The 26,334-nt window shown below is 66.7% G+C and carries 24 protein-coding genes and 3 pseudogenes; 14 read left to right on the top strand and 13 right to left on the bottom strand.

All coding sequences use genetic code 11. The annotated features are described in order from the left end of the window. Nucleotides 1-93 precede the first annotated feature (93 nt). A protein-coding gene (locus tag ACRRSS_RS18740; RefSeq protein WP_435972262.1) for an IS3 family transposase occupies nucleotides 94-1,256 on the bottom strand; the annotation gives its coding sequence in 2 pieces (ribosomal slippage) (nucleotides 94-992 and nucleotides 992-1,256; 1,164 coding nt in all). 69 nt (nucleotides 1,257-1,325) lie between these two features. Next, the gene (locus ACRRSS_RS18745) at nucleotides 1,326-2,027 is read right to left on the bottom strand and encodes a transposase (RefSeq protein WP_435972263.1); all 702 of its coding nucleotides are present in this window, start codon (nucleotides 2,025-2,027) and stop codon (nucleotides 1,326-1,328) included. A 472-nt stretch (nucleotides 2,028-2,499) separates the two neighbouring features. Here ACRRSS_RS18745 and ACRRSS_RS18750 point away from each other — a divergent pair, with 472 nt between their 5' ends. The 4 genes from ACRRSS_RS18750 (at nucleotide 2,500) to ACRRSS_RS18765 (ending at nucleotide 7,025) form a co-directional block, all read left to right on the top strand. Continuing rightward, nucleotides 2,500-2,979, top strand: a complete 480-nt coding sequence (locus ACRRSS_RS18750) for a diadenosine tetraphosphate hydrolase (protein ID WP_435972264.1) — start codon at nucleotides 2,500-2,502, stop codon at nucleotides 2,977-2,979. Nucleotides 2,980-3,298: 319 nt separating this feature from the next. Then, entirely contained in the window at nucleotides 3,299-4,894 is a 1,596-nt protein-coding gene (locus tag ACRRSS_RS18755; protein WP_435972265.1) for a serine/threonine-protein kinase, read from the top strand. 524 nt (nucleotides 4,895-5,418) lie between these two features. Beyond that, a complete protein-coding gene (locus ACRRSS_RS18760) occupies nucleotides 5,419-6,609 on the top strand; it encodes a hypothetical protein (protein WP_435972266.1) in 1,191 nt (396 codons plus the stop codon). 44 nt (nucleotides 6,610-6,653) lie between these two features. Beyond that, the gene (locus ACRRSS_RS18765) at nucleotides 6,654-7,025 is read left to right on the top strand and encodes a hypothetical protein (protein WP_435972267.1); all 372 of its coding nucleotides are present in this window, start codon (nucleotides 6,654-6,656) and stop codon (nucleotides 7,023-7,025) included. On the opposite strand, the pseudogene ACRRSS_RS18770 reads toward ACRRSS_RS18765, so the two are convergent. The 3 genes and pseudogenes from ACRRSS_RS18770 to ACRRSS_RS18780 all read right to left on the bottom strand — a co-directional run bounded on the left by ACRRSS_RS18770 (nucleotide 6,999) and on the right by ACRRSS_RS18780 (nucleotide 9,426). After that, a pseudogene (locus tag ACRRSS_RS18770) lies at nucleotides 6,999-7,878 on the bottom strand (IS5 family transposase). The gene ACRRSS_RS18765 and the pseudogene ACRRSS_RS18770 overlap by 27 nt on opposite strands. A gap of 122 nt (nucleotides 7,879-8,000) precedes the next feature. Beyond that, nucleotides 8,001-8,771, bottom strand: a complete 771-nt coding sequence (locus ACRRSS_RS18775) for a transposase (protein WP_435972268.1) — start codon at nucleotides 8,769-8,771, stop codon at nucleotides 8,001-8,003. A 55-nt stretch (nucleotides 8,772-8,826) separates the two neighbouring features. Then, nucleotides 8,827-9,426: a hypothetical protein gene (locus ACRRSS_RS18780; RefSeq protein WP_435972269.1), complete on the bottom strand. Its 600-nt coding sequence runs from the start codon at nucleotides 9,424-9,426 to the stop codon at nucleotides 8,827-8,829. Nucleotides 9,427-9,804: 378 nt separating this feature from the next. Here ACRRSS_RS18780 and ACRRSS_RS18785 point away from each other — a divergent pair, with 378 nt between their 5' ends. The 4 genes from ACRRSS_RS18785 to ACRRSS_RS18800 all read left to right on the top strand — a co-directional run bounded on the left by ACRRSS_RS18785 (nucleotide 9,805) and on the right by ACRRSS_RS18800 (nucleotide 13,343). Beyond that, entirely contained in the window at nucleotides 9,805-10,989 is a 1,185-nt protein-coding gene (locus ACRRSS_RS18785; RefSeq protein ID WP_435972270.1) for an IS701 family transposase, read from the top strand. 255 nt (nucleotides 10,990-11,244) lie between these two features. Continuing rightward, nucleotides 11,245-11,829, top strand: a complete 585-nt coding sequence (locus ACRRSS_RS18790; protein ID WP_435972271.1) for a S1 RNA-binding domain-containing protein — start codon at nucleotides 11,245-11,247, stop codon at nucleotides 11,827-11,829. Nucleotides 11,830-11,860: 31 nt separating this feature from the next. Beyond that, a protein-coding gene (locus ACRRSS_RS18795; RefSeq protein ID WP_435972272.1) for an IS5 family transposase occupies nucleotides 11,861-12,792 on the top strand; the annotation gives its coding sequence in 2 pieces (ribosomal slippage) (nucleotides 11,861-12,256 and nucleotides 12,259-12,792; 930 coding nt in all). 374 nt (nucleotides 12,793-13,166) lie between these two features. After that, nucleotides 13,167-13,343 (top strand): hypothetical protein, encoded by a 177-nt coding sequence (locus tag ACRRSS_RS18800; protein ID WP_435972273.1) that lies wholly within the window; start codon nucleotides 13,167-13,169, stop codon nucleotides 13,341-13,343. A gap of 14 nt (nucleotides 13,344-13,357) precedes the next feature. Here ACRRSS_RS18800 and ACRRSS_RS18805 read toward each other — a convergent pair whose 3' ends face one another. Next, nucleotides 13,358-13,876: a hypothetical protein gene (locus tag ACRRSS_RS18805; RefSeq protein ID WP_435972274.1), complete on the bottom strand. Its 519-nt coding sequence runs from the start codon at nucleotides 13,874-13,876 to the stop codon at nucleotides 13,358-13,360. Between the two features lie 157 nt (nucleotides 13,877-14,033). Between ACRRSS_RS18805 and ACRRSS_RS18810 the strand changes: the two genes are divergently transcribed. Further along, the gene (locus ACRRSS_RS18810; protein ID WP_435972275.1) at nucleotides 14,034-14,906 is read left to right on the top strand and encodes a transposase family protein; all 873 of its coding nucleotides are present in this window, start codon (nucleotides 14,034-14,036) and stop codon (nucleotides 14,904-14,906) included. A gap of 9 nt (nucleotides 14,907-14,915) precedes the next feature. Here the strand turns inward: ACRRSS_RS18810 and ACRRSS_RS18815 are convergent. The 3 genes and pseudogenes from ACRRSS_RS18815 to ACRRSS_RS18825 form a co-directional block, all read right to left on the bottom strand. Then, nucleotides 14,916-15,724 (bottom strand): IS5 family transposase gene (locus ACRRSS_RS18815; protein WP_435972276.1). Its coding sequence is split into 2 segments (ribosomal slippage): nucleotides 14,916-15,376 and nucleotides 15,376-15,724, totalling 810 coding nucleotides; the frame shifts between segments, so codons are not numbered across the junction. A gap of 51 nt (nucleotides 15,725-15,775) precedes the next feature. Further along, nucleotides 15,776-16,584 (bottom strand): IS5 family transposase gene (locus ACRRSS_RS18820; RefSeq protein WP_435972276.1). Its coding sequence is split into 2 segments (ribosomal slippage): nucleotides 15,776-16,236 and nucleotides 16,236-16,584, totalling 810 coding nucleotides; the frame shifts between segments, so codons are not numbered across the junction. A 103-nt stretch (nucleotides 16,585-16,687) separates the two neighbouring features. Further along, nucleotides 16,688-17,137 (bottom strand): annotated as a pseudogene (locus tag ACRRSS_RS18825) (hypothetical protein); the annotation flags it as partial. A 127-nt stretch (nucleotides 17,138-17,264) separates the two neighbouring features. On the opposite strand from ACRRSS_RS18825, the gene ACRRSS_RS18830 reads away from it, so the two are divergent. Further along, nucleotides 17,265-18,025, top strand: a protein-coding gene (locus ACRRSS_RS18830; RefSeq protein ID WP_435975372.1) for an IS5 family transposase whose coding sequence is annotated in 2 segments (ribosomal slippage) — nucleotides 17,265-17,565 and nucleotides 17,565-18,025 — 762 coding nt in all. Because the reading frame shifts where the segments join, the coding sequence is not laid out codon by codon here. Between the two features lie 193 nt (nucleotides 18,026-18,218). Further along, nucleotides 18,219-18,989: a transposase gene (locus tag ACRRSS_RS18835; RefSeq protein ID WP_435972277.1), complete on the top strand. Its 771-nt coding sequence runs from the start codon at nucleotides 18,219-18,221 to the stop codon at nucleotides 18,987-18,989. A 692-nt stretch (nucleotides 18,990-19,681) separates the two neighbouring features. Here the strand turns inward: ACRRSS_RS18835 and ACRRSS_RS18840 are convergent. Continuing rightward, nucleotides 19,682-20,917, bottom strand: coding sequence for an IS110 family transposase (locus ACRRSS_RS18840; RefSeq protein WP_435972278.1), 1,236 nt, complete (start codon nucleotides 20,915-20,917; stop codon nucleotides 19,682-19,684). A 1,285-nt stretch (nucleotides 20,918-22,202) separates the two neighbouring features. On the opposite strand from ACRRSS_RS18840, the gene ACRRSS_RS18845 reads away from it, so the two are divergent. Next, complete coding sequence (locus ACRRSS_RS18845; RefSeq protein WP_435972279.1) at nucleotides 22,203-23,003, top strand: alpha/beta fold hydrolase; 801 nt, start codon at nucleotides 22,203-22,205, stop codon at nucleotides 23,001-23,003. Between the two features lie 76 nt (nucleotides 23,004-23,079). Here the strand turns inward: ACRRSS_RS18845 and ACRRSS_RS18850 are convergent, their stop codons facing one another. Further along, a complete protein-coding gene (locus tag ACRRSS_RS18850; RefSeq protein WP_435972280.1) occupies nucleotides 23,080-23,361 on the bottom strand; it encodes an IS110 family transposase in 282 nt (93 codons plus the stop codon). An 873-nt stretch (nucleotides 23,362-24,234) separates the two neighbouring features. Here ACRRSS_RS18850 and ACRRSS_RS18855 point away from each other — a divergent pair. After that, a complete protein-coding gene (locus tag ACRRSS_RS18855; protein ID WP_435972281.1) occupies nucleotides 24,235-24,756 on the top strand; it encodes a hypothetical protein in 522 nt (173 codons plus the stop codon). Nucleotides 24,757-25,315: 559 nt separating this feature from the next. Here the strand turns inward: ACRRSS_RS18855 and ACRRSS_RS18860 are convergent. Then, complete coding sequence (locus ACRRSS_RS18860; RefSeq protein ID WP_435975528.1) at nucleotides 25,316-25,465, bottom strand: hypothetical protein; 150 nt, start codon at nucleotides 25,463-25,465, stop codon at nucleotides 25,316-25,318. Between the two features lie 40 nt (nucleotides 25,466-25,505). Next, nucleotides 25,506-25,688 (bottom strand): annotated as a pseudogene (locus ACRRSS_RS18865) (ATP-binding protein); the annotation flags it as partial. Nucleotides 25,689-25,897: 209 nt separating this feature from the next. Here ACRRSS_RS18865 and ACRRSS_RS18870 point away from each other — a divergent pair. Further along, nucleotides 25,898-26,317: a hypothetical protein gene (locus tag ACRRSS_RS18870; protein WP_435972282.1), complete on the top strand. Its 420-nt coding sequence runs from the start codon at nucleotides 25,898-25,900 to the stop codon at nucleotides 26,315-26,317. Nucleotides 26,318-26,334 lie beyond the last annotated feature (17 nt).

Below are 26,334 nucleotides of genomic sequence, written 5' to 3' on the forward strand. Positions count from 1 at the left end.
CCTTCGACGACGCCTGAGCTCCAGTGAGCTGCCCCGAGTTCCGTAGAGTCCGGTGGTCTTGGTTCAGGCGGACTGCGGGGTCTGCTCCTGGGTTCACCAGAAGGCTTCCTCGTACTCGGCGGGCGGTACGTAGTCGAGCGCAGAGTGGAGGCGTTCTTCGTTGTACCAGGTGATCCACTGGAAAATCGCCCGTCCGACCTGGTCGACGTCCTTCCAGGGGCCCTGCATCTCGATGAGTTCGGCCTTGAAGGTGCCGTTCAGGGCCTCGGCCATCGCGTTGTCATACGAGTCCGCGACCGACCCGACGGAGGCAGAGGCGCCGATGTCCGCGAGCGGGTCGGTATACCGAATTGATACGTATTGGGACCCGCGGTCGCTGTGATGGATGAGGCCGGAGTCCTTCTTGATCCTCCACCTCCACAGCGCCATCTCCAGAGCGTCCAGCGGGAGCTCGGTCCTCATGTGGTTCGCGACCTGCCAGCCGACGATCATCCGCGAGTACACGTCCAGGACGAACGCCACGTACGCCCACCCGGACCAGGTCCGGACATACGTCATGTCCGCCACCCGCAGCTGGTCGGGCCGCGAGGCGGTGAAGTCGCGGTCGACCAGGTCCGGCGGCCGGGGCGCTGACGGCTCCGGGACCGTGGTGCGGCGCCGCCGGCCACGGATGACGCCCTCCAGGCCCAGCTCGGCCATCAGCCGCTCGACCGTGCAGCGGGCTACGACGACGCCTTTGCGCCGAAGCGCGCGGGTGATCCGGCGGGCGCCATAGGTGCCGCCCGACTCCGCGTGGATCTCCTCGATCAGCGGCATGAGCTGCTCGTCGCGGAGCCGGCGGGCCGACTTCGGCCGCTTCTTGCGGGCGAAGTACGTCGACGGCGACAGCTCGAGAACCCGGCAGACGGGATCGACCCCGAGACCCGTCTGGCGCAGGTGGTCTATCACCCGCTCGGCCTCGTCCGGGGACGGTCGATCTCCTGGGCAAAAAACACCGACGCGGCCTTGAGGATCTCGTTCGCCCGCCTCAACTCGGCATTTTCTTTGCGAAGTTGCCTGAGTTCGTCCTGATCGGCGGAGGTCAGCCGGTCGTCGCGTTCGCCCCGGTCGGCCTCGGCCTGGCGGACCCAGCCGCGCAGGGCCTCCTTGTGGATGCCGAGGTCCTTCGCGACGTGCGCGATCGGGCGGCCGGTGCTGCGGACCTCGCGGATCGCGCGCTCCCGGAGTTCGTCCGGGTACTTACGTGGTGCAGGCATGGTGCTCGTGGATCTCCTTCGCCAGGATCGTAACCCTGGCATCAGGGACTCCACGAAACGCAGTGCAGCTCACTGGTCGAGGTCGGTGTCACGGAAACGCCGGACAGTCTCGCGGTCGAGGTGGAGACGGCGGGCGATGGCGCTGATGGTCCAGCCCGCGGCGACGAGGTTCTGGACGTCAGCGTGGCGGTGCCGAGTCCGCTCCATGATCGGTGTCCGCGGGAGTTCGTGGAGTGGGAGCTGCATCAGGGGCGGCGCCTCCGGGATAAGACCGGTCACCTCGTCGACACGTTTGCGCAGGCAGGCGCGGTGCTGGTGGCAGGTCTTCTCCACTGCGGCGGCGAGGTTTTGGAGCAGGTGCCAGCGGTCGGCGACTTCCACAGCGTCAGGTGCGGCGTCCTTGATCGCGCGAGTGTAGGCCGAGGCCCGGTCGCGGCAGATGACTTCGGCGCCTGGATGCTCGCGGAGCCAGGCGGCGAAGCTCTCGGAGGTTCGGTCGGGCAGAACATCCACGACTCGACCGGCTTCCACGTCGACCAGGATGGTTCCGTAAGTACGGCCCCTTCGGAAGGCGAACTCGTCGACACCGAGCCCCCGCGGGGCTCGCTCCGGCACCGGCGGGGGATCCAGTAGCTCCAGCAGCCGCGTGCGTCCGGCGGCGAGGTGCATGCGGCGGCACAGCCGTTCGCCGGCCCGCCCACCGAGCTCGACCGCGACCTGACGGAGCCGGGTCTTCAGCCCGAGACTGGAGCGGCGATACCGCTCGCTCAACCCGCCGACCTGTTCGACGAACGTTCGCCGCCGGCACGCGGCCCGGTCGCAGAAGAACCTTCGGACCCGAAGCCTGACCAGCAACTCCTCCCAGACAAGGGCCGCTCGGCAAGGCACCGTTCATAGCAGGAATGCACCCGCCGAGCCCGGGCACTGCACCCCGGGCATCTGGGCGGCGGACCGCAAGCGGCAGCTACCACCACCAATACCTCGGCCGTGAACTCCACGGCCTCCAACCGCACATCGACGTCCGGGAACAGCACATCATCCAGCGAGCAAACCCCCACCAGCGAGATATGCCCTGCCGGAACGTTCCGCCACACGGCTCCTGACCTGGGATTTCACGGAACTCCGGTCAGAGCCTTGAAAACGGCCGGGGCCGCTCCTCGCCTCACTTGCTTGGCCTTTGAACTGTGCGAGGAGGGTCGGGTTCGAAGAGCGGTCCTTGATCGCCAGAATGTAGGTTTTGGCCATGACGGGTGACTGGCGGATGGACCGGATCGGGGCTGCGCTGAGGGACGAGAACCCGACGGTGCTGCGACGGTTGACGTCGGGGTTCGCGGTGATCGGGGATGTTCAGTTCCTGCCGGGCTACTCGGTTCTCCTCGTGGACGAGCCGGATGTGCAGCGGCTGTCGGACCTGCCGAGGGCGAAGCGGTTGTCGTTCCTGTCTGACATGGACCAGCTCGGTGAGGCGGTCGAGCGGGCCTGTCGGCGGCTGGATCCGGCATTCCGACGGGTCAACCTGGAGATCCTGGGGAACACGGACCCGTTCTTGCATGCGCATGTCTGGCCGCGGTTCGCGTGGGAGCCGGCCGATGTGGTGGACAAGCCTGTATGGCTCTATCCGCGTGAACGGTGGAGTGACGAGCAGTTCAGGCTCGGCCCGCAACATGGCGTGCTGCGGGAAGCGATCGGCAGCGAGCTGGACCGGCTGCGATCGGGGACCTGACTGTTGTGGGCCCGCCGACCGTCAGGTCGGCGGGCCCGGTGATCGGTGGCGGTCAGCCGACCGTTGGAAACAATAGTTTCCACTTCGGTTCGAGAGCAGGCTCGAACGAATTGGCTCCAATTGGAGCCAATCTCCCCGCGTGCGCGGGGGCAACTGTCCCCTGACATCCAACCGAGGCGGTTGACAGTGAACCCAGCCGTTTCGGCTTCCATAGCAGCGAACCTAGCCACCAACTTGACGTGGGCTTGCTAATTGATGCTCGGTATCGTGTCCGTACGCTGAGCACGATTGCGCTGAACTAGGAGTTAGGGGCGGCGGGTTGGCAGGGGAAGCGAGGGTAGGGCGAGTCGTCGGTGGGCGTTATCGGCTTGTCGAGGGGCTGGCGTCTGGTGGGTTCGGGCGTGTGTGGGCCGCGTACGATGAGACGTTGGGCGTGGAGGTGGCGGTCAAGGAGATCTGGCTGCCGCCGGCCGGCTCGGACGAGTTACATCGCGAGCGGGTGGCCCGTGCTACGCGTGAGGCACGTAACGCGGCGAAGTTGCGGGATCATCCGCACATCGTTGCCGTCCACGATGTGGTGGTCGAGAACGGCGTGCCGTGGACGGTGATGCGGCTGGTCGACGGGTGTTCCCTGGAGGAGCGACTACGCGCCGAGGGCCCATTGCCCGCACCGCGCGTGGCCGAGGTGGCCGGCGCTTTGCTCAAGGCGTTGGGTGCGGCCCACGTGATGGGGATCGTGCATCGGGATGTGAAGCCGGCCAATGTGATGCTCGCCCGCGACGGACAGGTGTTGCTGACCGACTTTGGTATCTCCGTGCATCAGACGGACACCGCGCTTACCTCCACCGGTGGGGTCATCGGCTCCGCCGAATACATGGCACCAGAGCGGTTGAACGGCATCGATGAGACGGCCGGTGATCTGTTCTCGCTGGGAGCAACGCTGTACCAGGCAGTGGAAGGCGTCTCACCATTTCGGCGAGAGACCCCGACCGCGACCCTGGCGGCGGTGGCATTGGCCCAGGCCCCGCCCCCGGAGCGGGCCGGCGCCCTCACCCCTCTGATCACCCGCCTGCTGGCCAAAGAACCCGGCGACCGCCCGACCGTCACAGCGGCCCTGGACATGCTGCGCGGCGGTGGGTCCACGGCGACGATCACGGAAAAGGTGGCACATGCCTCGCCCGGGACGTTATCCCCGCGAACGGAGGAGCGGGAAGCGTTGCGGGTCACCAATCTGAGCGGGGTGCGGCGCAAGGTCGCCAAGGCGGCCCGGGACGCACTGCGCGGCGGCGGGCCTATCACTCCGGCGTCCTCGCCAATGGAGGAGCGGGGAGCGTTGACGGTCACCAATCGGAGTGGGGTGCGGCTCAAGGTCATCGTCGATGGCGTCTGGTGCGTCAACGTCGAGAGCGGCGTCAGCAACACCGTTAAGGTCGAGCCCGGAGTGCACGCTGTGCGCTGCGAGCGGGTCCGAGCCACGCTGCCCGGTCGCGGCGAGCCGATTACGGCCCGGGTCGGCCGCGGCTCCACCGTGCAACTGTTCGCCCTCACGCAGGGCAGACACGTGATCCTGAGTACGGACCTGTCGCGCACCAAGCCGAGGATGACCGGGGGGACGGGGCTCGCGGTGGGGCTCATCGGGCTCGGCATCAGCCTCGTGGTCCTGATCGGGGCCATTCTCACCTACCGCGACACCCTCGCCGGAGATGGCCAGTTCGTCGCGAACGACGAGGAGGCTCTCTCGCTCGCGGTGACGAGCATGGGTTTGGGCTGTGCGGTGGGTGGCTTTCTGCTGCAGATCGGCTTCCGCGCAGCACGGAACAGACCGGAGTCCTTCCGTTCTGCCGCCAGAGCCTCACTGCTCCTCACCGGCGTCTGTGTGGCCGTGATGCTGGGGCTCTGGATGCCTCTCATATAAGGGGACGTATCACGTCATGGCCGAGTTGACGCCTTAGCCACCGGCGGGTGCACGCTGCCCTCGCCCGAGCCAGTCCAGCTCTGGTGTTGACATCCAAGGCAGTCGACCCAGTTCGGGGCGCTGCACACGACTAACTTCGCTGGCGAAGGACAGCAACGCTGCCGTGAAACAGAGAAATGGATCATCCCCGCGTACGCGGGGACCGGCCTACGACGTGGAGACAACTCTCCCACCAACAGGGCGCCGGCGGGGCCGGAACGGGCCGTCAGGCCGGGGTCGAGGCGGGCAGGACCGGGTGGTCGATGTGGTGGTGCTCGACCTCCACGCCGTACGCCCCGCCCCACGCGGCCCAGACGCGTGCCGCGACCGCTTCCGCGACCGCAACACTCCTGTGCCTGCCTCCCCTTCTCTCGCCTATTGCGAGCTGTTGCTTCGGTCATGGCCGGGCGTGCGCCCGTGCTGGGCGGGCCTGGTGGCGCCGGCCAGCGGCGAACCCATGGCGTCGGGGCAGCGAGAATGGCGGGATGGACGGACTGGGTGGGGCCCTGGAGCGGGCAACTGCAGATGGCGATGTGGTGGACGGCTGGCTCCAGGGGCTGGCGGGCAATCAGGTGCTGCCGGTGGAGATCCTGGCCCGGCTGCTGGAGTTCGACGAGCTGCCGATGCCGAGCTTCTGGCTCAAGCACAGGACCTTGGATGCCGCAGCGACGGAGCTGCTGGTGGCTTCGCCGCAGATCCAGCACCGGCTGGACGTGACGGAGAACGCGACGGCGGACGTCGACGTGCTGGCCCGGCTCGCGCGGGATCCGGAACCACGGGTCCGGTTCGTGTACGCGGTGATGCTCTTCGAGTACAAGCGCCGTATCCCTGCCGGGGTGCTGGAGATCCTGGCGCAGGACCTGGAACCGAAGATCCGGCGGATCGTCGGCGAGAGTGAGAAACCGCCCGTCGCGGTGCAGGAGCCGCAGCCCGTGCTGATGGCGGAGCAGCGGGTGACTCACCCGGATCTGGCGGTGCGGATGAAGGCCGCTGCTGATCCCGAGGTACCGACCGTCCTGGCCCTGCGACTGGCGGAGGATCCCGAGAACGACGTCCGGCTCGCGGTATCGATGCGGGAGGAGCTGACGGAGGAACAGCGCACGGCCATCCCTTGCACGGTGTGGAAGCACTTCTGGTCGCCACCGCCCTGGATCGCACGGCAGGCGACCGACCCGGAGGCGGCCCGCCGGATCGCGCGGTCGGCGCACGTCGGGCTGCGGCGGGTGCTCGCGGCTCAGCCGCACCTGGCGCCGGGCGTGGTGGCCCTGCTGGCCGCGGACGAGGACGAGTGGGTGCGGCGCACATTGGGCGAATCGTGCGAGGACGCGCCGCACGAGCTGCTGGTGGAGCTGTACGCCACGGTGCAGGACCGGTACTGGTCGGGGTACCGCAACCACCGCAACTTCGCCCGGCCCGGCTTGGCGCGGTTCGCCGACGACCCCAACCCGCGGCTGCGGCACGCCGCGTTGGACGACCCGGAGGCCGGGCCGGAGCTGGTGCTGCGGCTGGCCGACGACCCTGAGGTGGGTGGCTGGGCGGTGCGCGACCCCAGGCTGCCCGCCGATGAACTGCTCCGGCGGCTCACCCTGCCGGCACATGCCGCCGCTGCCGCAGGCAATCCGGCACTGCCGGTGGCGGTCATGCACCACCTGCTGGACCTCGCCCGGGCACGCTGACCTAGGTTCTGTCCGGCGGATCATGGCGTCGTAGGCTCCGGTTCATGCACAGCACCCTGACAGAGCACGCTCGGTGCCTCTATGGAGATGAGTATCGGCCGACACCGGAGTGCGGCCGGGAACACCGGGAGTACTACTTCGTCGAAGAGCTGACCTTCGCCGATGCGGACGCGATCCTCGCCATGTTGCGCGAGCTCTGCCCGCAGTACGTCGATGGAAATCTGCCTGTCTGGATTCGGAACCTCTCGTATCGACTGGTGCTGCTGCAACGGCCGAACAAGCCCAATCTGATGCGGGAGGCTGCGATGGTCCTGCAGATCTTCGGTCCCGACTGGGACGACGTTGCAGCGGACCTGATGAAGCGGGCTGACGCGCTGGAACCGGGCGGATCACGTCTTGAGCCAGAGGCGGATTGAAGCCAGCGTGACGGTGCCGTGGAAGACGTAGGCCCTCTTGTCGTAGCGGGTGGCGACGGCCCGGGAATTCTTGAGCCGGTTGATCGTCCGCTCGACCTCGTTGCGGCGCTTGTAGATCTCGCTGTCGAAGCCGACAGGCCGGCCGCCCTTGCTGCCGCGCCGTTTGCGGTTGGCCCGCTGGTCCTTCGGTTCGGGAATGGCGTGCTTGATCTGGCGTCTTCGCAGGTAGCGTCGGTTGCGGCGTGAGCTGTATGCCTTGTCGCCACCCAGGTGGTCCGGCCGGGTGCGCGGATGACCGCCCTGCGGGCGGGGAACGCGGATGCGCTTCAGGACCTCGATCATTGCGGCGCGTCGCCCCACTGGCCGGGCGTGACCAGGAAGGCCATCGGCCTGCATTCTCCTTCACCGGCGAGGTGGATCTTGCAGGTCAGCCCGCCACGGGACCGTCCGAGTCCTTCGTCGGGGCGGTGGTGCCGGGGCGTGGTCCTTTTTTCGGGACGCGTGGCTTCTTCTTGCGGGCTCCGGCCGCGTGCTGATGGGCCCGGCAGGACGTCGAGTCGACGCTGACCATGCTCCAGTCGATCCGGCCCGCGAGGTCGGCGTCAGCCTGGACGGCATGCAGGATCCGGTCCCACGTGCCGTCCGCCGACCAGCGCCGGTGCCGTTCATAGACGGTCTTCCAGCTGCCGAAACGCTCCGGAAGGTCCCGCCACGGTATGCCCGTCCGGACCCGGAACAGAATCCCGTTGATCACCGTGCGGTGATCGTTCCACCGGCCGCCACGCTGCCCCGACACCGGCAGGTGTGGCTCCAGCCGGACCCACTCGGCATTCGTCAGATCACCCCGCCCCATGCCGAGAACAACGAGCCACTGATTCGACAGTCACATGATCCGCCGGACAGAACCTAAGGGCTGTCCCGTAAATGATCTCCGAGTCTCCTCGGGCAGGCTTGGTGGTCGTGTAGCCCGCTGGCCTATCCGGCGAGGGCGAGGTTGTGCATTCGGGCGATGCCAAGCACAGCGTGGTGGACGCCGTCGCCTTTGAGGCGGCAATCGCGAAGGATCTTCCAAGTCTTCATACGGGCGAAGACATGCTCGACACGAGCCCGAACCTGCTTGTGGGACTTGTTGTGTTGCTCTTTCCAGTCGGGTAGTTCGCTCTGCCCGCGCCCGCGGCGGTGCGGGATGACCAGTCCGGTGCCCGGGTAGCCGCCGTCGGCAATCGTGAGGGTCCTGCCGACGGCGGCTTTGGCCCCTGATTCTTCCCATGCCTTGCAGTCGTTGCGGTTCCCGGCGAGCGGCCGGCCGACCACGACGACCAGGCGGGTGTCGGCGTCGATGACGACCTGGTGGTTGGTGGAGTACCGGTAGTTCTTCGACCGCTCGGCGATGCTGTGGTCCCGGGTGGGGACCAGGGTGCCGTCCACGATGAGCACGGCGTCCTTGGCGAACTGCTTGCGGGACTGGAGCGCGAACCTCGGCCCGAGGTGATCGATTTTTCGGTCCGCCGCTGACTTCGAGACCCCGAACAGCGGCGCGAGCTGCCGCATCGTGAGGTTCGTGCGCCAGTACGCTGCGACCAGCAGGGCCCTGTCCTCCAGTGGAAGACTCCACGGCCGGCCCTTGCGGACCACGTCCGCACCCTCGCGCCGCAGAACCGTCACCAGCTTCCCGAAGGCTCGTGGGCTGAGCCCGGTAAACGGGGCTATCCAGGACGGATCCGACGCCGTGATCACACCAGCCACAAACAGATCGTCGCATCATGCCTGCTGACCACGGCGCGTCTGTCCGTCGCCTCGGTCACCTGCCAGGCACGGACTCCCCGAGTACCTCCGCACCGACCTGTCGCGCCAGCCACTCCGCTCGGGGGAGATCCCCGAACTTGGACAGGTGCACGAACACCGTGTGCTCATCGGCGGGAGGCTCCCCGTCAATGTCGAGGCTGTTGAACACCACTTGGACTGCCTCGTACTTCGCATACGCCTCAAGATCGAGTTCCGGCACGTCTGGCCAGCTGCCGTCCCAGTAAATCGAGGCGGGGCCACGGCCCAGGGCCTGGACGAAGAGATCCTCCAGCTCATCACCCACCGTCGCCTCGGCGTCCACGCGGAACGGCAGCAACGTCACGAGCCCATATGAATCCCTGGGCAACGTGTCCGCCCGGTACTCATGAGTCCACTCATATGAGTCGAATGGCACGCCTTGTGCGTTGTAGACAGCCTTTGGCAGCACCCCCACCATCCTCCACACGTCCTCGGCCGTTTGCAGCTCAGCGGTCAGCTCGACAACCGAATCCCGCTTCTCCATCAGCGAGCACAGACGCCGTGCCAGCGTGAGCGTGTCCGCTGCGCTGGCACTCCTGAAGAGCGGGTACGCCCTTGAGTCACCCATGATCGCCACGATGTCACACCGCCGACACCGGCCCCAGGTGCGTGGTGCAGAAGTACGCGAGGGTAGCTCTCGGCCGTAGTTACGGGACAGCCCTTAGGTCGCCGGCGGTCACGTTCTCGATGTTGCGGAGGCTGCCATCGGCCATCTTGACCTTGGTGCCCGCCACGAAGCTGTGCTTGATGCAGAACGAGACAGCCAGGGCGAGGCGGGCGTCGATGATGGTCTGCAGCGATTTGAGGGTGTTACGGGCAGTGGTGGTGATCTCGAAGAACTTTCCGATCCCGGAACTGACGCGTACGACCGCTGCGGCGAACGCCGGGACCTTGCCAACTAGTACTGCAACGGTGTTTGCCGTGACTGGTGGCCAGGTCGTTCGTTGGTGTGTTCATGGGTGGGGAACTTGCTGATGCCCGGTCGTGGGCGGGTGAACTGAGGACTCTGCACGAGCGGTTCGTGCACCGTTTTGCCAGGCCGGAGCCGCGTGAGTCGGCGCTTGCGTATATGCGGGGACTGATCGCTCCGCTGGAGCGGAAGAACGGCTGGACGCTTGCCGAGGAGGCCGGGCATGCGGGCCCGGACCGGCTCCACCGGTTCCTGAACCGGATCGACTGGGACGCGGACGAGGTGCTGGACGACGTGCGCGAGTACGTCGTCGAGCACCTCGGAGACCCAGGTGCGGTGCTGATCGTGGACGACACCGGCTTCCTGAAGAAAGGGGTCCGGTCGGCCGGGGTTCAGCGGCAGTACTCCGGCACGGCCGGCCGGACGGAAAACTGCCAGGTCGGGGTCTTCCTCGCCTATGCCACCGGCCGCGGCCGCACCCTGATCGATCGGCGCCTTTACCTGCCGGCGTCCTGGACCGACGACCGTGAACGGTGCCGGCGGGCCGGTATCGACGACACGGTCGTCTTCGAGACCAAGGTCGCGATGGCGAGGGCGATGGTCCGCCGGGCGATCGAGGAGAAGATCCCGTTCGGGTGGGTGACCGCGGACGCCGGCTACGGCTACTTGAAAAGCTGGCGGTCCGAGCTGGAGCGGGCCGATGTCTTCCATGTCATGGCCACCACCCGTCACGACACGGTCGTCACCCGCTGGGCCATGGACCATCCGGTTCACGACCTGTTCCACGGTCTGCCGAGGCAGAAGTGGAAACGCCGCTCCTGCGGCAACGGGGCCAACGGACCGCGCGTCTTCGACTGGGCCAGGGTCGAGGTCCGCCCCTGGCACCGGGAAGACCGGCGGCACTGGGTAATCGCCCGCCGCAGCGTCCGCAGACCCGACGAGATCTCCTACTACATCGCCTACTGTCCCGCCGACACCACACTTGACCAGCTGATCTGTGTCGCCGGGGCTCGCTGGGCGGTCGAGGAGTGCTTCCAGACCGCGAAGCAGGAGTGCGGCCTGGACGACTACCAGGTCCGCCGCTATCCCGGCTGGCACCGCCACATGACCCTGGCCATGGCCGCCCACGCCTGCCTCACCGTCCTGCGGGCCCGCGAACTCGACACCGACAAAGCAGAAACGGATCCTCCGGCCTCGTCCCCCTCAGCCTTCCCGAACTCAGACGCCTGATCCATCAACTCACCCACCGCCAGACGGTCTCGGTCAACCACGTCCTGCACTGGTCGACCTGGCGACGCCGACGACAACACCAAGCCCGCATCAGCCACTACAACCAACGCGGCCACACACCCCCATAACCTGGCCACTAGTCACGGCAAACACCGTTGCAGTACTAGGACTTGTCCGGCCGATCATGGGGCACGGCGGGGCTTCAGTCTGTCGAGGTCATAGTCGGCCCGCGATGTCGTGTGCCAGGGTGACGGTATGGATTGGCAGTCTGAGAGCCCGGAACTCTGGGCATTTTTGGAGACCTTGCACCGCGGCGACATCTTGTCTGGCACCGTTGCGGCGATCGAGCGGTTCGGGGTCTTCGTGGCCCTGGACGACGGACCTGCCCATCCCCTCTTCCCCGGTGTCGGGTTCATCGTCATCCCCGAACTGTCCTGGCGGCACATCGACGCCCCCACCGATGTCGTTCACGTAGGCCAGCGTGTCTCGTGCGAGTTCCTCCAGTTCGACACCTACCACGCGGAGGCCAGACTGTCCTTGAAGGCGCTGGAGCCCGACCCCCTGCGGGCTTTCGCCGACCGCACGCCGGTGGGTCAGGAAATCCGCGGGACAGTGGAGAAGACAGTTCCCATCGGCGTCTTCGTCGAGCTCGGAGACGGGATCGTCGGGCTGATCCCCTCCAGAGAGATCGACGGTCGGCCCGCGGTGAGTCCGGTGGAAGGCTTCGGGGCCGGAGAGGAGATCACCGTCATCGTCACGGAAATCGACCTGCCGACCCGCCGAATTTTTCTTTCCAGGCCGAAGAGCGCCCAGCACGAAGGTGTCGTGCCGGCCACGTGACGGCCGGCGTGCTCCAGCCGTTGATGCGAGCATGGGGCGGGGTGATCTGAGTGATGCCGAGTGGGAACGGCTGCGGCCATTCCTGCCGGTCAGCAACCGGCGGTGTGGCAGGTGGCGGGATCACCGGCAGGTGATCGACGGGATCCTGCACCGGGTGCGGACTGGAGTGCAGTGGCGTGACCTGCCCGAACGGTTCGGACCATGGAAGACCGTCTACGAACGCCACCGCCTGTGGTCGGCCGACGGCACCTGGAAGCGTCTGCTCCAGCAGGTCCAAGCCTCAGCCGATGCAGCGGGTGAGATCGACTGGGACATCTCGGTCGACTCCACCATTGTGCGGGCGCATCAGCATGCGGCGAGCGCTCGCACCGACCCACCGCCGACGCCCGGGTCAAAGGGGGCCGAAGAGCCAGAACATCAGGACGAAGCGCCGTGGCAGAGTCTGCACGCCCGCCTGGTGGAGGTGGTGCTGGAGGCGAGGGCCTGGGCCGCTCGCGCGGCGGGTTCACCACCAAGCTCCACCTGAGCGCGGACGGTCGCTGCCGCCCGCTGTCCCTCATCGTCACACCAGGTCAGCGAGCTGACTGCACCCAGTTCATCGCGGTGCTGGAGAAGATCCGAGTCCCCAGACCGGGCCTGGGACGACCACGCAAGAATCCCGACAGCCTTGCGGCCGACAAGGCCTACAGCAACGGCCCCGTCCGCGAGTACCTGCGACGGCGGGGCATCCGCCACACGATTCCGGAGAAGAGTGACAGCCAGGCAGCCCGCCTGCGCAAAGGCTCACGAGGTGGACGGCCGCCCGGCTTCGACGAGGACCGCTACAAGAAGCGCAACACCGTCGAGCGGGCGATCAACCGCATGAAGCAGTTCCGGGCGGTCGCCACTCGCTACGACAAGCGTGGTTACGTCTTCCTCGGCACCGCCACTGCGGCGGCCGTCGCGATCTGGCTCCGCACATGATCGGCCGGACAAGTCCTAGGGTTGCCAGGGTCAGGACGTTAAAGAGAGTCCACAAGCAGCTTTCGATGTCGGGGCCCGAGAAGCACTTCTTTGCGTCCGGCACGCCGATCAGGTCGAGGATGATCTGGCCGCCGTTGGCGATGACCCAGTCGATTACGTCCTGGTTCGCGTCCGTCATGGCCCTGCGGTACTGGTCCACACAAGCCTGCCCACACTCCGCGAGCAGAATGGCTTCCTCGTCCGTGGTCAGAACGTATTCGGCGGTCGAGCCGCCAGAGGACACGACCTCCTCGCGGACTTCCTCGGCGCGCCGCCCTTCTTCGGCTTCCGCACTGTCGGCCGCCTTGTCAGCTTGGGTGGCGTAGTCCTGGGCGTTGGCCCCGGCCTGCTCCGCGCTGGTGGCGTACGTGGTGGAGCAGACCTTCGCCCTGCTCCACCAGTTCAAACGACTCGCCGTCCGATGGGCACGCCGCACCGAGCTTCACGACGCGTTCGTCTCCCTTGCCTGCAGCCTCATCTGCTGGCGACGCCTCAAGAAGCGCCGATCATGATCGTGTTACGAGCTCTAATCAAGAGTTTCAACCGGATCATAGGAAGTCTTGTCATGCATATACGCAAGCACGTCATAGAAGTCAGCGAAGAACCTACTTGATCCCTCTCCGATCCACCAGAACCGATACTCGCCGCCTAGAGCGAATTCGCCCATGAAGATCCCATCGCTTCCGTCTTCATTGATCGCAACGGGAAAGAATGGCACCCCTTCCTCAACGCCCACATCTTGCGGAGTACCGATCCCGTCGAGTTCATCCCTGTAGGAGATCGCCCTCTCACCCAAGCCGTCCGGCTCCCAATCAGAGCAACCCAGGATTATAAGCGGTAGCCCATCCATCCCATCAGAGACCAGGAGAAAGTCTCGATAAGACGACTCGATGTGACCATCTAGTCTATCTTTCAGCTCATCCAGCGAGGCCACGTCGGCAGGGCGACGCAAGACCGGAATGCGCGAAACCCCCAAAGGAGAGTCCGCAAAGTACTCCCTAACCGCTTTCTGAAACACTTGAGAGACAAGTTTCTGCATTCTCATCTACAAATCCTTACGGTCGCGAAATTTCACAAAGACCATACGGGCCACGACTGACGGTCCCTGAGACTCTGTCAGTGAGCCTCCTTCATCCTGTACTGGGGGGTGAAGTGGGCTGGTCAGCGGCTGTGGCAACGAGGCAGGGCCCCTCGTCGTTGGCGTGGTGATTCCACTCATCACACCGGCGACCGAAGGGGCCCTGTTGGATCCGTATCCAGCCACGCTCGATGTCTCGCACGAGCTCGTCGAACATGTCGCCTGGCTGCTGTACGAACACCGCCAAGCCCGCAACACCCGCTGGCCCAAGCTCGACTGCTTCCAGCAGGCGCTGCTGACCCTCGTCCATCTGCGCAAGAACGAGACGTTCTCGCAGCTCGGAGCCGGATTCGGGATATCCCAGGCCACCGCCTGGCGCTACGTTGACGAGGCATTGGACGTTCTGGCCGGCTGGGCGCCGGGCCTCCACGAAGCCCTCACCGGCCTTGGTGAAAGCGACCATGCGGCAGATCCTCATACTCGCGGACCGTGCCTACCAGGGCGCCGGCGCCACTTTTCACACCCGGCCCTGCGCAAGGTCCGGCACACGATCCTGCGTCTCATCGGCGACCACTACCGCCGCCCCCAGGGAACCCGCCGCTCCTGGCAGGGCTGCGACCTCGACCTCACCGGCGTCACCATCGACTTCACCGGAGCTACGTTCTCCAACGGCACGGTGACATTCAACGACGCGGTCTTCTCCGACGGCGCGGTGGCATTCGGCAGCGCGATCTTCTCCGGCGGCGAGGTGTTCTTCAACGGCGCGACGTTCTCCGGTGGCAGGGTGAGCTTCTTCGGCGCGGTGTTCTCCGGCGGCACGGTGTCCTTCCACAACGCGACGTTCTCCGGCGGCACCGTGTCCTTCAGCCGCGCGGCGTTCACCGGCCGCACGGTGTCCTTCAGCGACGCGACGGGGACACGCCCGCGTGGGCTTCTCGCCGCAGTCGGTACTCCCGTTCCTGCCACAGTCGACCTGCCTGAAATCTGGCTGTCCTAAGAAGCCATCTCATTTGGCGAGTCTGCGGTAGCAGATGAGGGTGCAGGCGATGCTGGTGAAGGCGAGGAAGTGGTCGGCCTTGCGTTCGTAGCGTCGGTGGAGGCGGCGGCAGCCGGCGAGCCAGGCCATGGTGCGTTCCACGGTCCAGCGGTGGTGGCCCAGCCGTTTCGAGGACTCGACTCCCTTGCGGGCGATGCGGTGGGTGATGCCGCGCTCGCGTAACCATCGCCGCAGGTGGGCGTAGTCGTAGCCCTTGTCGGCGTGGAGTTTGCCGGGCTTGCGCCGTCGTCGGCCGCGGCGCGAGCGGATCGGCGGGATGCCCTTCACAAGCGGGATCAGGGCCTGGCTGTCGTGCAGGTTGGCCCCGGAAATGCCGACGGATATGGGCAGACCCGACCGTTCCGTGATCAGGTGGATCTTCGAGCCGTACTTGCCCCGGTCGACAGGATTCGGACCCGTCAGGTCCCCCTTTTCAGGGCCCGCATGTTCACCGAGTCGATCGCGCACCGCGACCAGTCCAGCTCACCGCGGGCACCTAGTTCGTCGAGGACCAGGCGGTGGAGCTTGGCCCACACCCTGGCCTTCGACCACTCCGAGAACCGCCGGTGGGCGGTCGCTCCGGACGGGCCGAACGACGCCGTAGGCAGCTGCTGCCAGGTACAACCCGACGTGGCCACGAAGACGATCGCGGCCAGCACTTCCCGGTCGCCGTGCCGACGCCGACCACCGCCCTGCGGCCGCGACGGCGCCTCCGGCACCACCCGCTGGAACAACTCCCACAACTCGTCCGGCACCAACCGCTCAACGATCCCCACCATGACTCACAGAATACCGATGCACCCAAATGAGATGGCCTCTAAGAAGCCATCTCATTTGGCGAGTCTGCGGTAGCAGATGAGGGTGCAGGCGATGCTGGTGAAGGCGAGGAAGTGGTCGGCCTTGCGTTCGTAGCGTCGGTGGAGGCGGCGGCAGCCGGCGAGCCAGGCCATGGTGCGTTCCACGGTCCAGCGGTGGTGGCCCAGCCGTTTCGAGGACTCGACTCCCTTGCGGGCGATGCGGTGGGTGATGCCGCGCTCGCGTAACCATCGCCGCAGGTGGGCGTAGTCGTAGCCCTTGTCGGCGTGGAGTTTGCCGGGCTTGCGCCGTCGTCGGCCGCGGCGCGAGCGGATCGGCGGGATGCCCTTCACAAGCGGGATCAGGGCCTGGCTGTCGTGCAGGTTGGCCCCGGAAATGCCGACGGATATGGGCAGACCCGACCGTTCCGTGATCAGGTGGATCTTCGAGCCGTACTTGCCCCGGTCGACAGGATTCGGACCCGTCAGGTCCCCCTTTTCAGGGCCCGCATGTTCACCGAGTCGATCGCGCACCGCGACCAGTCCAGCTCACCGCGGGCACCTAGTTCGTCGAGGACCAGGCGGTGGAGCTTGGCCCACACCCTGGCCTTCGACCACTCCGAGAACCGCCGGTGGGCGGTCGCTCCGGACGGGCCGAACGACGCCGTAGGCAGCTGCTGCCAGGTACAACCCGACGTGGCCACGAAGACGATCGCGGCCAGCACTTCCCGGTCGCCGTGCCGACGCCGACCACCGCCCTGCGGCCGCGACGGCGCCTCCGGCACCACCCGCTGGAACAACTCCCACAACTCGTCCGGCACCAACCGCTCAACGATCCCCACCATGACTCACAGAATACCGATGCACCCAAATGAGATGGCCTCTAAGGGCTGTCCCGCAAAGATCTTGGCCCCGAGTGCGGAGCAGCCTGAAGAGCTGGCGAGATGCTCAACCGGTGGTTCGAGAGGTGTCCAGGGATCGGGCGAAGTCGGCGAGCGAGTGGAAGTCGTTCTCCCGCAGGCCGATCCGCGGGTTGACGTGGTGCAGAAGCCCAGGACCTTGGTGGTGGGCGGTCACGTAGGTCTGATCCAGCTCACTCTGCTCGTCGTCCACCCATGCGAAGGGACGGCCGCCCGCGTAGTCCACCAGCGGCCCGGTCTTCCAGTGGACTCCATCAGGGCTTTCTTGGAGCAGGACGCCGCCGAAGTCCACGAAGGGAAGTTCTGGAAGGCCCAGAACCGGTGCGATCCACCGGTTGGCGTCGTCCATCCATGTGGTGGCCCAGCACAACTCGAAACCGAGCTGGAGCAGGATTCGTCCGTGCTCCGGGTTGAGCCAGACTCGCAGGGGTCGTCGAGGCGAGAGGCCTCTGTCGTCCTCATGGGCGTCGTTCCGGGGGGACTCTTAGAGGTCCTAACAGAAGCTGTTGATCATGTGACTGTCGGCTTGGTTGGTCGTTGGTCCGTTCGTGGCGAAGAGAAACTCCCGACCGTGGCTCGTCTCGGACGAACTGTGGTCGCTGGTCATGCCGTTGCTGCCAGCCCCGGCGCCGAAACTGGTGGCAGGGCGGCCGCGGGTTCCTGACCGGCAGGCTCTGTGCGGGATCCTGTTCGTGCTCCACACCGGCATCCAGTGGGAGTACCTGCCCCAGGAACTCGGCTTCGGCTCCGGCATGACGTGCTGGCGACGGCTTGCCGCCTGGAACGAGGCCGGCGTGTGGGACCAGCTGCACCTCGTCCTCCTCAAGAAGCTGCAGTCCGCCAAGCAACTCGACTGGTCTCGGGCGGTGATCGACTCCAGCCATGTCCGGGCCGCTCGACGCGGCCCAAAAGCGGGCCCAGCCCGGTCGACCGAGCACGGCCGGGCAGTAAGCACCACGTCCTTGTCGACGGGCAAGGCATCCCGCTCGCCGTGTCGCTGACCGGCGGAAACCGTAACGACATCACCCAGCTGATGCCCCTGCTCGCCAAGGTTCCCTCAGTCGCGGGCCTGCTCGGCCGTCCCAGGCGACGACCGGACACACTGCTGGCCGACCGGGGCTACGACCACGACAAATACCGCCGTCTCGTCTGGGCTCAGGGCGTCAAACCCGTGATCGCCCGCCGCGGCGTCCCGCATGGATCCGGCCTCGGCGTCCACCGCTGGGTCGTCGAGCGGACTATCGCCTGGCTGCACGGCTTTCGCCGCCTACGCGTCCGATGGGAACGACGCGACGACATCCACGAAGCCTTCCTCGGCCTCGCCACCTGCCTCATCACCCACCGACACGTCCAGCGCCTTTGTTAGGACCTCTTAGTGTGGTGTAGCCGTCGGGACGCCTCTCCGGCTTGGCTGCGTAAGGGTTGAGCGGCCCGTCCACGTCAAGGAACAGCAGCGGTCGGTTCACGGTTTCCCCCGGTCTTGTGCACTGTGGACTGCCCCGATCAGCGTAACTGTGGGATTGCCTCGGCATTGGGCGGGCCTGAGTGATGATCATGATGTGGCGAGTGTGATCACGGCATCGGAGCCGTCCTGGATAACCCCGTTCGCGGGGCTGAGCCCGCGCTGCTTCGGCAAACTGCTGACCATGCTGCGGCGCGATGGAGCAGATGTGGTCCACCGAGGCCGGCCATGGAGTCTGCCGCTGGAGGACCGGGTGTTGCTGGTCACGGCCTATTGGCGAACCAACCTGACGTTGCGGCAGCTCGCTCCGCTGTTCGGCGTCTCGAAGTCCACGGCCGGCCGGGTCATCAACCACCTCGGCCCCCTGCTCGCACTCCAGCCCCGCAAGTGGTTCGCCAAGGACGCCGTGCTCATTGTGGACGGCACCCTGGTCCCCACCCGGGACCACAGCATCGCCGAGCGGTCGAAGAACTACCGGTACTCCACCAACCACCAGGTCGTCATCGACGCCGACACCCACCTGGCCGTCGTGGCCGGCCGGCCACTCGCCGGGAACCGCAACGACTGCAAGGCCTGGGAGGAATCCGGAGCCAAGGCCGCCGTCGGCAAGACCACCACGATCGCCGGCGGCGGCTACCCGGGAACCGGACTCGTCATCCCGCACCGCCGGAGGCGCGGCCAGCGCGAACTCCCGGCCTGGAAGGAGGAGCACAACCACTCCCACAAGCAGGTCCGGGCCCGCGTCGAGCACGTCTTCGCCCGCATGAAGAACTGGAAGATCCTCCGCGACTGCCGCCTCAAAGGCGACGTCGTCCACCACGCCATGCTCGGCATCGCCCGGATGCACAACCTCGCGCTCACCGGATAGGCAAGCCAGTCGCAAGGCGGGCACCATGCCCGAAGCGGCTTCAAGATCTTTGCGAGACAACCCTTAGAAGGTAGAACACCTCATGCAGCTAAGGAGTCAAGGTGTCCGGCAGGGACACCGGTCTGAAGGCGTCAAGTAATTCATGATCACAGGGATGTGTTGGGTGCGAAGGCGTACGTCCGAATCGGATCCAGATGTAGCTCGTGCGGACCCATACAGTCCGCGGCAAGAGTTGCCACGCCCGCCCCGCACACGCACGTCATGTTGGGGCCTCCAGTTCCAAGAGGTCCGCAGCAACCGTGGTGAATACCCAGAGAGCTGGCCAGCTGCAGGCTCGGCACGTCCTCCGGGTGCACGATGACAGAGTCCCGGGGGCCAGCGGGCACCATGTCGGTCATGCCGGGCGGCATGAGAAGAGCCCGGCTCACAAGTGCGGACACCGCCTGGGTGCCTGGGGCCACGAAGGGGGCGCCCCAGGGGTCCGGATCGATGGCGTAGCTGCCTCGCGGGACTGTCGAAGGCGCGAGCCGCGTCTTGCCGTGCCGGTCCCTGTCACGCACCGAGATGTCGGGGGCGCCCTGAAGCTCCTGCAGGTCCGGGGTGAGTTCGGCACCGCACTTCGCACAGTAGAAGACCGTCATACCAGCCGTTGTATCCCACCGACAGCATCAGTCACGACCGAGTTCTCCTACTCAATCCGCCTGTCCAGCGCAAACGGTGGGGAAGGCGATGGATTCGTCGAAGGGAACTCGGGTCTGAAGGCAGTGGTGGAGTTGGCCGAGCATGCGGTTGAACAGGTGCAGCAGGGCCTGCATGTGCCAGTCCCCTCCTGCCCGGCGGCGCCGGTAATGGGAGCCCGCGCCGGATGAACCGCTGAGGGAAGCGAAAGCCCACAGGTGGCCGACGTGGTTGAGCCGGTTGTTCTTGACGAACCGGCGTCCGACGTAGCGCCGCTTGCCCGAGGCCCGCGTGATCGGGGCGGATCCGGCGTACGCCTTCAGCCCTCCGGCCGTGGCGAACCGGCTCCTGTCGTCGCCGATCTCGCCCAGAATGCGGGCACCGACCTGGGGGCCGATCCCGGGGAAGGTCAGCATGATCGCCGCGTCGGGGTGTGAGCGAAAGGCCTCCTCGGTGGCACGCGCCAGGTCATCGACCGCCTCGCAGGCGGCGTCGAGCTGCAGGAGTAGGGCCCGTGCCTGCTTGCCCATGGCGTCTTCGACGAGGGGCAGCTGCCGCGGGGCCTCTTGACGGAAGAGCTGCTGGATTCGTTCGGCGTCCGTCTCGATGCCCCGGCGGCGGCCAGCTTGCCGGAGCATGGCGGTCAGCTTCCACATCTGCAGCTTCGCGGCCAGGGCAGGTGTGGGTGGGACGGCGAGAATGCGGCGGGCATCGGGCCGGGTCAGGGTTCCCGGCTTGTCCCTGAACGCCTCGATCATCGCCGGGAAGTACTCCCTGAGCAGGGACCGCAGCTGATTGGCGACCTGCTGGCGGTTCCAAACCGCGTCCTGCTGTGCGCGGGCCAGGACGGCGACGGCCTGGGCCAGGTCGGTGTCGGCGGGCAGCGGGCGGTGCACCGGCGCGTCGGTGCGGATGATGTTCGCGAGGACCAGGGCGTCACCCGGGTCCGACTTCTTGCGGCTGAATCCGTGCCGATCGCGGTAGCGGGAAGCAGCCATCGGGTTGACCGCGTAGATCTTGCGGGGGCCCTGCCTCAGCGTGGCGACCAGCAGGCCGCGGCTGGTCTCGATGGCCACCGGGATCGGCGTCTCAGCGGTGTCGCCGTGCTCGGCCAGCATGTCCAGCATGTCCAGCAGCAGCCGGTAGCCGTCCAGATCGTCGTTGATCCGGCACTTGGCCAGCAGCTTGCCCGTGTCATCGACGAGCGCGACGTCGTGATGTCCCTCCGCCCAGTCGATCCCGCAGAACACGTTGGATGAGCATGGATCCCGCCCCTTCTCCGGCTGGGGAGCGACGGGAACAGTCCGCGCCACCGTAGGTTGCTGCGCAGACGCGGAATCAAGGCACCATCCCCGAGCGCGTCGGCCAGTTCGCGGGCCGACGCCGGCGCCGCGAACGGCCCTGCGGCTTCGGCAGGGCCGTCTATCGACGCCGCAACGTCGTCGGACGCTGCTTCCACCGCCTCAAGCAGTGGCGGGGTATCACCGCCCGCTGCGACGAGCTGCCCGACCGGTACTTCGCGGCTATCACCCCGGCCAGCACTCTGATCTGGCTCCAGGCGTGATCGACGAGACGATGCCTAGTACCGGAAGCTGTAGTACGGGGTCCAGCTTGCGGTGTAGGCGCCGGGGCCGAACTCCGCCTTGGAGCCGGAGCATCCAAACTCGGTGTACACGGTGAGCCGTTCCCCTGTGTTGTTGTGGGGCCTGTAAGCAACCGTGTTCCCACCGAAGTTGCTGCACGTGCCGCTCGGCGGGTTTCTCCAGGTCCACTGAGTGCCCTGGGCTCCCTGCCAGGTCAGAGTGCCGGTGGCGGCTTGGGCGTTGGTGGACAGGCCCACAACCAGCATGGCCGAGGCCGCCACGGGCGCGGTTACCAAGCAGGCTTTTTTGACCCACTTCTTGAAAGTCATAAGAGTCCTCTGTTCGCATGGTTCCCCAACCGGGGATCGGCGGCAAGAAGATCACAGAGCTCCGGTTCGTAGGGGTCGCTTCGCCGAAATGGCCACCCGTTTGACCTAATAGGCGCCGGCATTGGCCACCACGCCGACCCCGGTTGGCGGCGCCGGCCTGGCACCGGGGCCCGTCGCGCTGGAACCCGAGCAGGGTGTTCACCCACACGCGATCACGGCCAACGGCTGGCCCCACCCGCCGCAAGCCAGGTGGTCCTACTGGTCAGCCCGCTGCTGGAGCAGCCGATCAAGCAGTGGCGCGGCCTGGCCACACGGACGGACAAACTCGGCATCGCCTACCAGGCCGCACTCCACCTCGCGGGCATCCTCATCTGGACCCAAGTTGACCAAAGAGACAGAACCTAGGGCCTGTTGAGAAAGTGGATCAAGGTTGTGCATGATCACGTGCCGTGGCGTGAAGGGACCTGACGGACCGGCAGGGGGCTCGGCTGGAGCCGTTACTGCCGGTGGGGAAGAAGCCGGGGAGGCCCCGGATGTGAGCACGTCGCACTTCCATGACAGGCCCTGTGGCATCAGCGCCAGGCGGGCGAACGCGTGTTCCGGAGTAGAGGGATCATAGGGCGATGAGCGAAAATCGAACCCCGACGGCGGTGCTGTTGCACGGCTGGCCGGTCACGGCCGACCACTGGCGGTACCTCATTCCGGCACTCAATGCCGCCGGTATCACCGCAGTCCCGGTCACGCTTCCCGGGCTGGGCACCGCTCCCGACTCCGGCGTGACCGACTTCCGCAAGACGGCACTCGCCAACGGTGTCCGGGCACGGCTGGCGCAGGAGGGCGTCACGCGCTTCGCCGTCATCGGTCACGACTGGGGTGCGACGGTCGGATACCTCATCGCGGCCCAAGCGCCGGAATCGGTCAGTGGACTCGTGGTCGAGGAAGAGATCCTTCCCGGTGTCGATGTCGAGATTCCCGAGGCCGGCCGGGACCACTATCCATCCTGGCACAGCCCGTTCAACCGTACGCCCGGCCTCGCGGAGAAGCTCGTGCCCGGCCGGGAAGCGGCTTACTACGGCACGTTTCTGGAACAGAGCGCCGGACCAAGCGGCCTCGACCCAGACACCCTTCCGGCCTACATCGAGGCGTACAGCACTCCAGGTGTACTGAACGCGGGGCTGGCCTACTACCGCACCAGGTCAGAAGATATCGACGACATTCAAGCCCTTGCCGCCCAGCCCATTCCAACGCCTGTCCTGGCGGTCGGAGGCAGACACGCGATGGGGACGGCAGTCGCGGAGGGAATGGCCGCCCTTGCCACCGATGTCACCCCACTCGTCCTCGAGCAATCCGGCCACTACCCCGCAGAGCAGGAGCCGGACAGCGTGAACCTCGCGATCGTGCAGTTCCTTCAACGGCACTCCTGACCCTCGATACCGTGCTCCGAGAAGCGGACCTTGAGTCATCAATGCACTTTCGCAACAGGCCCTACTGATCTTTTCGTTAGTTCTGTGGGGTTGGTGGGTGGATGGTGAGGCCGGTGAGGTACGCGACGGGCTGTCCGTGGTTGAGAATGAGGCCGGTGGCCAGGGCGGCGATGCCGGTGTTGATGTCCACGGCCCACAGCACGTCGCGGGATATTTCCAGGGCGTCCCCGATGAGCTGGAGCAGTTCGGTCTCGTCGTTCATGACGCGGCGGGACAGCAGCCGCTTGCCGTCGGCGTCGATCACCACGGCGTGGTGGTGCTTCTCGCCGATGTCCAGTCCGGCCCAGATCTCGGGCACGTTCCCCTCCGTCAGCTCGTCGTAACATCCGGTCCCGCAGACGACCTCGCCGACGTTGTCTTACGGAGCGATCGAGTCGCGTTTCCCAATTGGTGGTCGAGTCGTCGCGGGGCTCGGGGCGGGCAAGTTGCGTAAACCATGCCGACTGCAACGGGCAACGAGCCATACACAAAGCCCATGGGCTCCGCCGATCGTACGAGTGACCAGTTCGAACCCGCCAAGAAGGTAAGACAGGCAACGCACCCGGGCCGGTTCACCGGGGGATGCCACCGCGGCTTTGACGGAGTTGGGGCGGCCCGGCAGTACTCCCCCCAGAGCGCTCTGGGTGCCGGGCCTCACCCGTGCACGCCATATCGGCACGGGCTGAGAGCGACCCTAGCGACCCACGTCCGAACCCGCCCGCCGACGTCGAACCGGGCCGGTCGAGACGGCGGCCCGGTGACGGCCCCAGCCCGTCGGCCGCGCCCGGGTGACGGTCAGTCCACCCGGGCGTGAGCCGCCTCGGCCGGGGTTCGGGTGAGGGCGCACCGGATTCCGGCCCCGGACATGCTGCTCGCGGGCGAGGTCGAGGGAGGTCGGTGTGCCGGGACCTTCATCTGCGGGGCGGAGGTCTTCGGCGGTCAGGGTGCTCCGGCGGATCCGCGCTCGGCTGGTGATCAGGGAGGAGTTCTCAGCGGCGAGGCCGCATCCCGGACCGCCAGGCCATCGGATGACACGGCTCGGCCAGACGAGTGGCAGCGGCCGCCGCAAGCCGCTGCTGGTGGAACCGGTGTTCCAAGATCAGTGCCGCCGCCGTCTCGGGCGGCAGCCGCTCTCCACCGCGTCTGTGCCGTGTGATCGGATCGACCACGGCTGTTCGAGGAGTTTCACTTCATGCGTTCACGCATCATCGCCGTCATGGCCGCCGCGCTCGCGACCACCGCGGCACTCGCGCAACCCGCGCACGCCGTCCCGCTCGTCGACGGGGTCTACCGGTTCGCGGCCCTCACGGACGGCAAGTGTCTGGTCTGGCCCAAGACACACGCGAGTATCGGCGTGGTGTCGCTGGGCGACTGCGCGGAGACCGCGTCCACCTCGGCGAACTGGCAGGTGCTGCAGCGCCCCGACGGAATGATGGAAGTCTCCCCGTCGGGCTCGAACCCGCGCACCTGCCTGAAGGTGACCTCGCAGCACAGCGTGTCGGTCACCAGCTGCGGTGACAGGTACGCCGAGTGGACCGTCACTTACGGCTCAGACGGGCCCGGCAGCGTGGTGTGGGCGGACATCGAGCACACACCCGGCGACTTCTCCCCCTCGTACGGAAAGATCGTGGACGATCCCGGCGTGACCGGCCGGATCGTGGTGAGGCATGCCCCCATCGAACCTCACTACTGGGCTTTGCAGCCGGCCGGATAGGAGTCGGCTGAGGCTGCGCATCAGCCGGGCGAGCGCACAGTGACGTGTGGGCTCGACGGATGCCGACGGGCGTGACGACCCTAGGCCCCGTTGCTCCCCGTAACCGATCGAACACCGGCACTCGAGATCAGTCTCTTCCCACACCGCCCCTGACCTGCGATGTCGCGCTCGCGAGCGCCGAACTACCTCCATACGGCCGGCGGGAGGCCAGGGCCACTATGCGCCCCCTGCGGCACGACCCAGCTCACCCCTCTGATCAGGGGTGAGCTCGCACCCGGCTCACGGGCAGCCAGCGCAGTACCGGACTGCCCGGCTCGCCGCAGTCACGAAGCTTTCCTGTTCAAGACGCCCGCCCCCAAGAAAGGTTCTTCCTGTGCTTCGCAGGGCCTTTGTCGGCGCTGGTGCCGACCGCGCCCATCGACCAGGCGGCCTTGAGCTGGTCACAGAGGCCGGCGTCAGGCCCTCGAAACGCCCTGCTCCCCCGGTAGCCTCAGCCGCCGCCAGGGACCTTGGCGGGGTCTTTCAGCCCCGGCCCGACGCTGCAGGCCCCGGGCGGCTCCTACCGCTGTGGCGCATCCATGTGCAGGCGGATGGTGGTGCCCTGGTCGGGGGTGGATCGGATCTCGACGAGATCGCAGAGCTGGTGGGCGAGCCACAGGCCCCGGCCACCGGTCTGGGTCGCTTCGGGACGCGTGCGGCCCAGCGTCACGTCGGGGGATGTAGCCGGAGTCGCGGAGCTCGCAGAGGAACGTCTCGTCGCGCGCCCAGGTGCGCAGGATGCCGTGGCCTCCGCCGTGGCGGATGCTGTTCGTCGCGATCTCGGTGACAGCGACGGCAAGCTTCGCCAGCCGGTCCTCGGTGACGCCGGCGTCGGAGGCGCACTGCGAAACCTTCGAGCGGATCGCGCCCAGGTCGCCGTGCGTGTAGCTCACGCCCGGGCGGGGGTGTGCCGGAGTTCCTGTTCCCCTATTCCTGGGTTCTCGGGGAAGAACACTTCAGTGGGCCAGGCGTGGAGGCCGCCGACGGGAGCCTGGTCCACGCGGGACCCCAGCTTCACCGACCGTCTGGCCTAGGAGCTGTCCGGCCGATCACGTGCGGAGGTAGATCCAGGGCGGCTGCACGGATGCCCTACTGTTGTCGCGTGACGGGGATAGGCGATGCTGTGATCACTGACGACGATGTCCTGACTCTCCTGGTCGAGCGCAATCCCGAGACCAGGTATCTGGTCGAGGAGAAGTACGAGCTCGGGCAGGATGAGGCACCGCCGACAGTCGATACAGAGCTGGATCTGTGGGCGAACCTGATCGGCCTCCTGACGAGGCCGGTTCTCCTGCCGGCCCTGGAGCATGCGGAACCCGGTTTCGTGGAGGACATCTACGCTGGCGCCGGAGAGAGTCGGCGCGGCGCCATCTATTTCCAGATACTGGAGTGCCTCCTTGAGGCAAGGCCGTATTTGGAGAATGCCATCCCCTACCTGCGAGGGCCAGTCTGGGAGCGGGTGTCGCACATGCTCAAGCACTACGAGGTCGAGGGCTACGAGCACGGCCTCCCCTCACTCTGAACAGCCACTGAGCGGGT

Origin of the sequence: Streptomyces sp. Qhu_M48, from assembly GCF_051305195.1 — a bacterium.
In the GTDB taxonomy this organism is placed as follows: Bacteria; Actinomycetota; Actinomycetes; order Streptomycetales; family Streptomycetaceae; genus Streptomyces.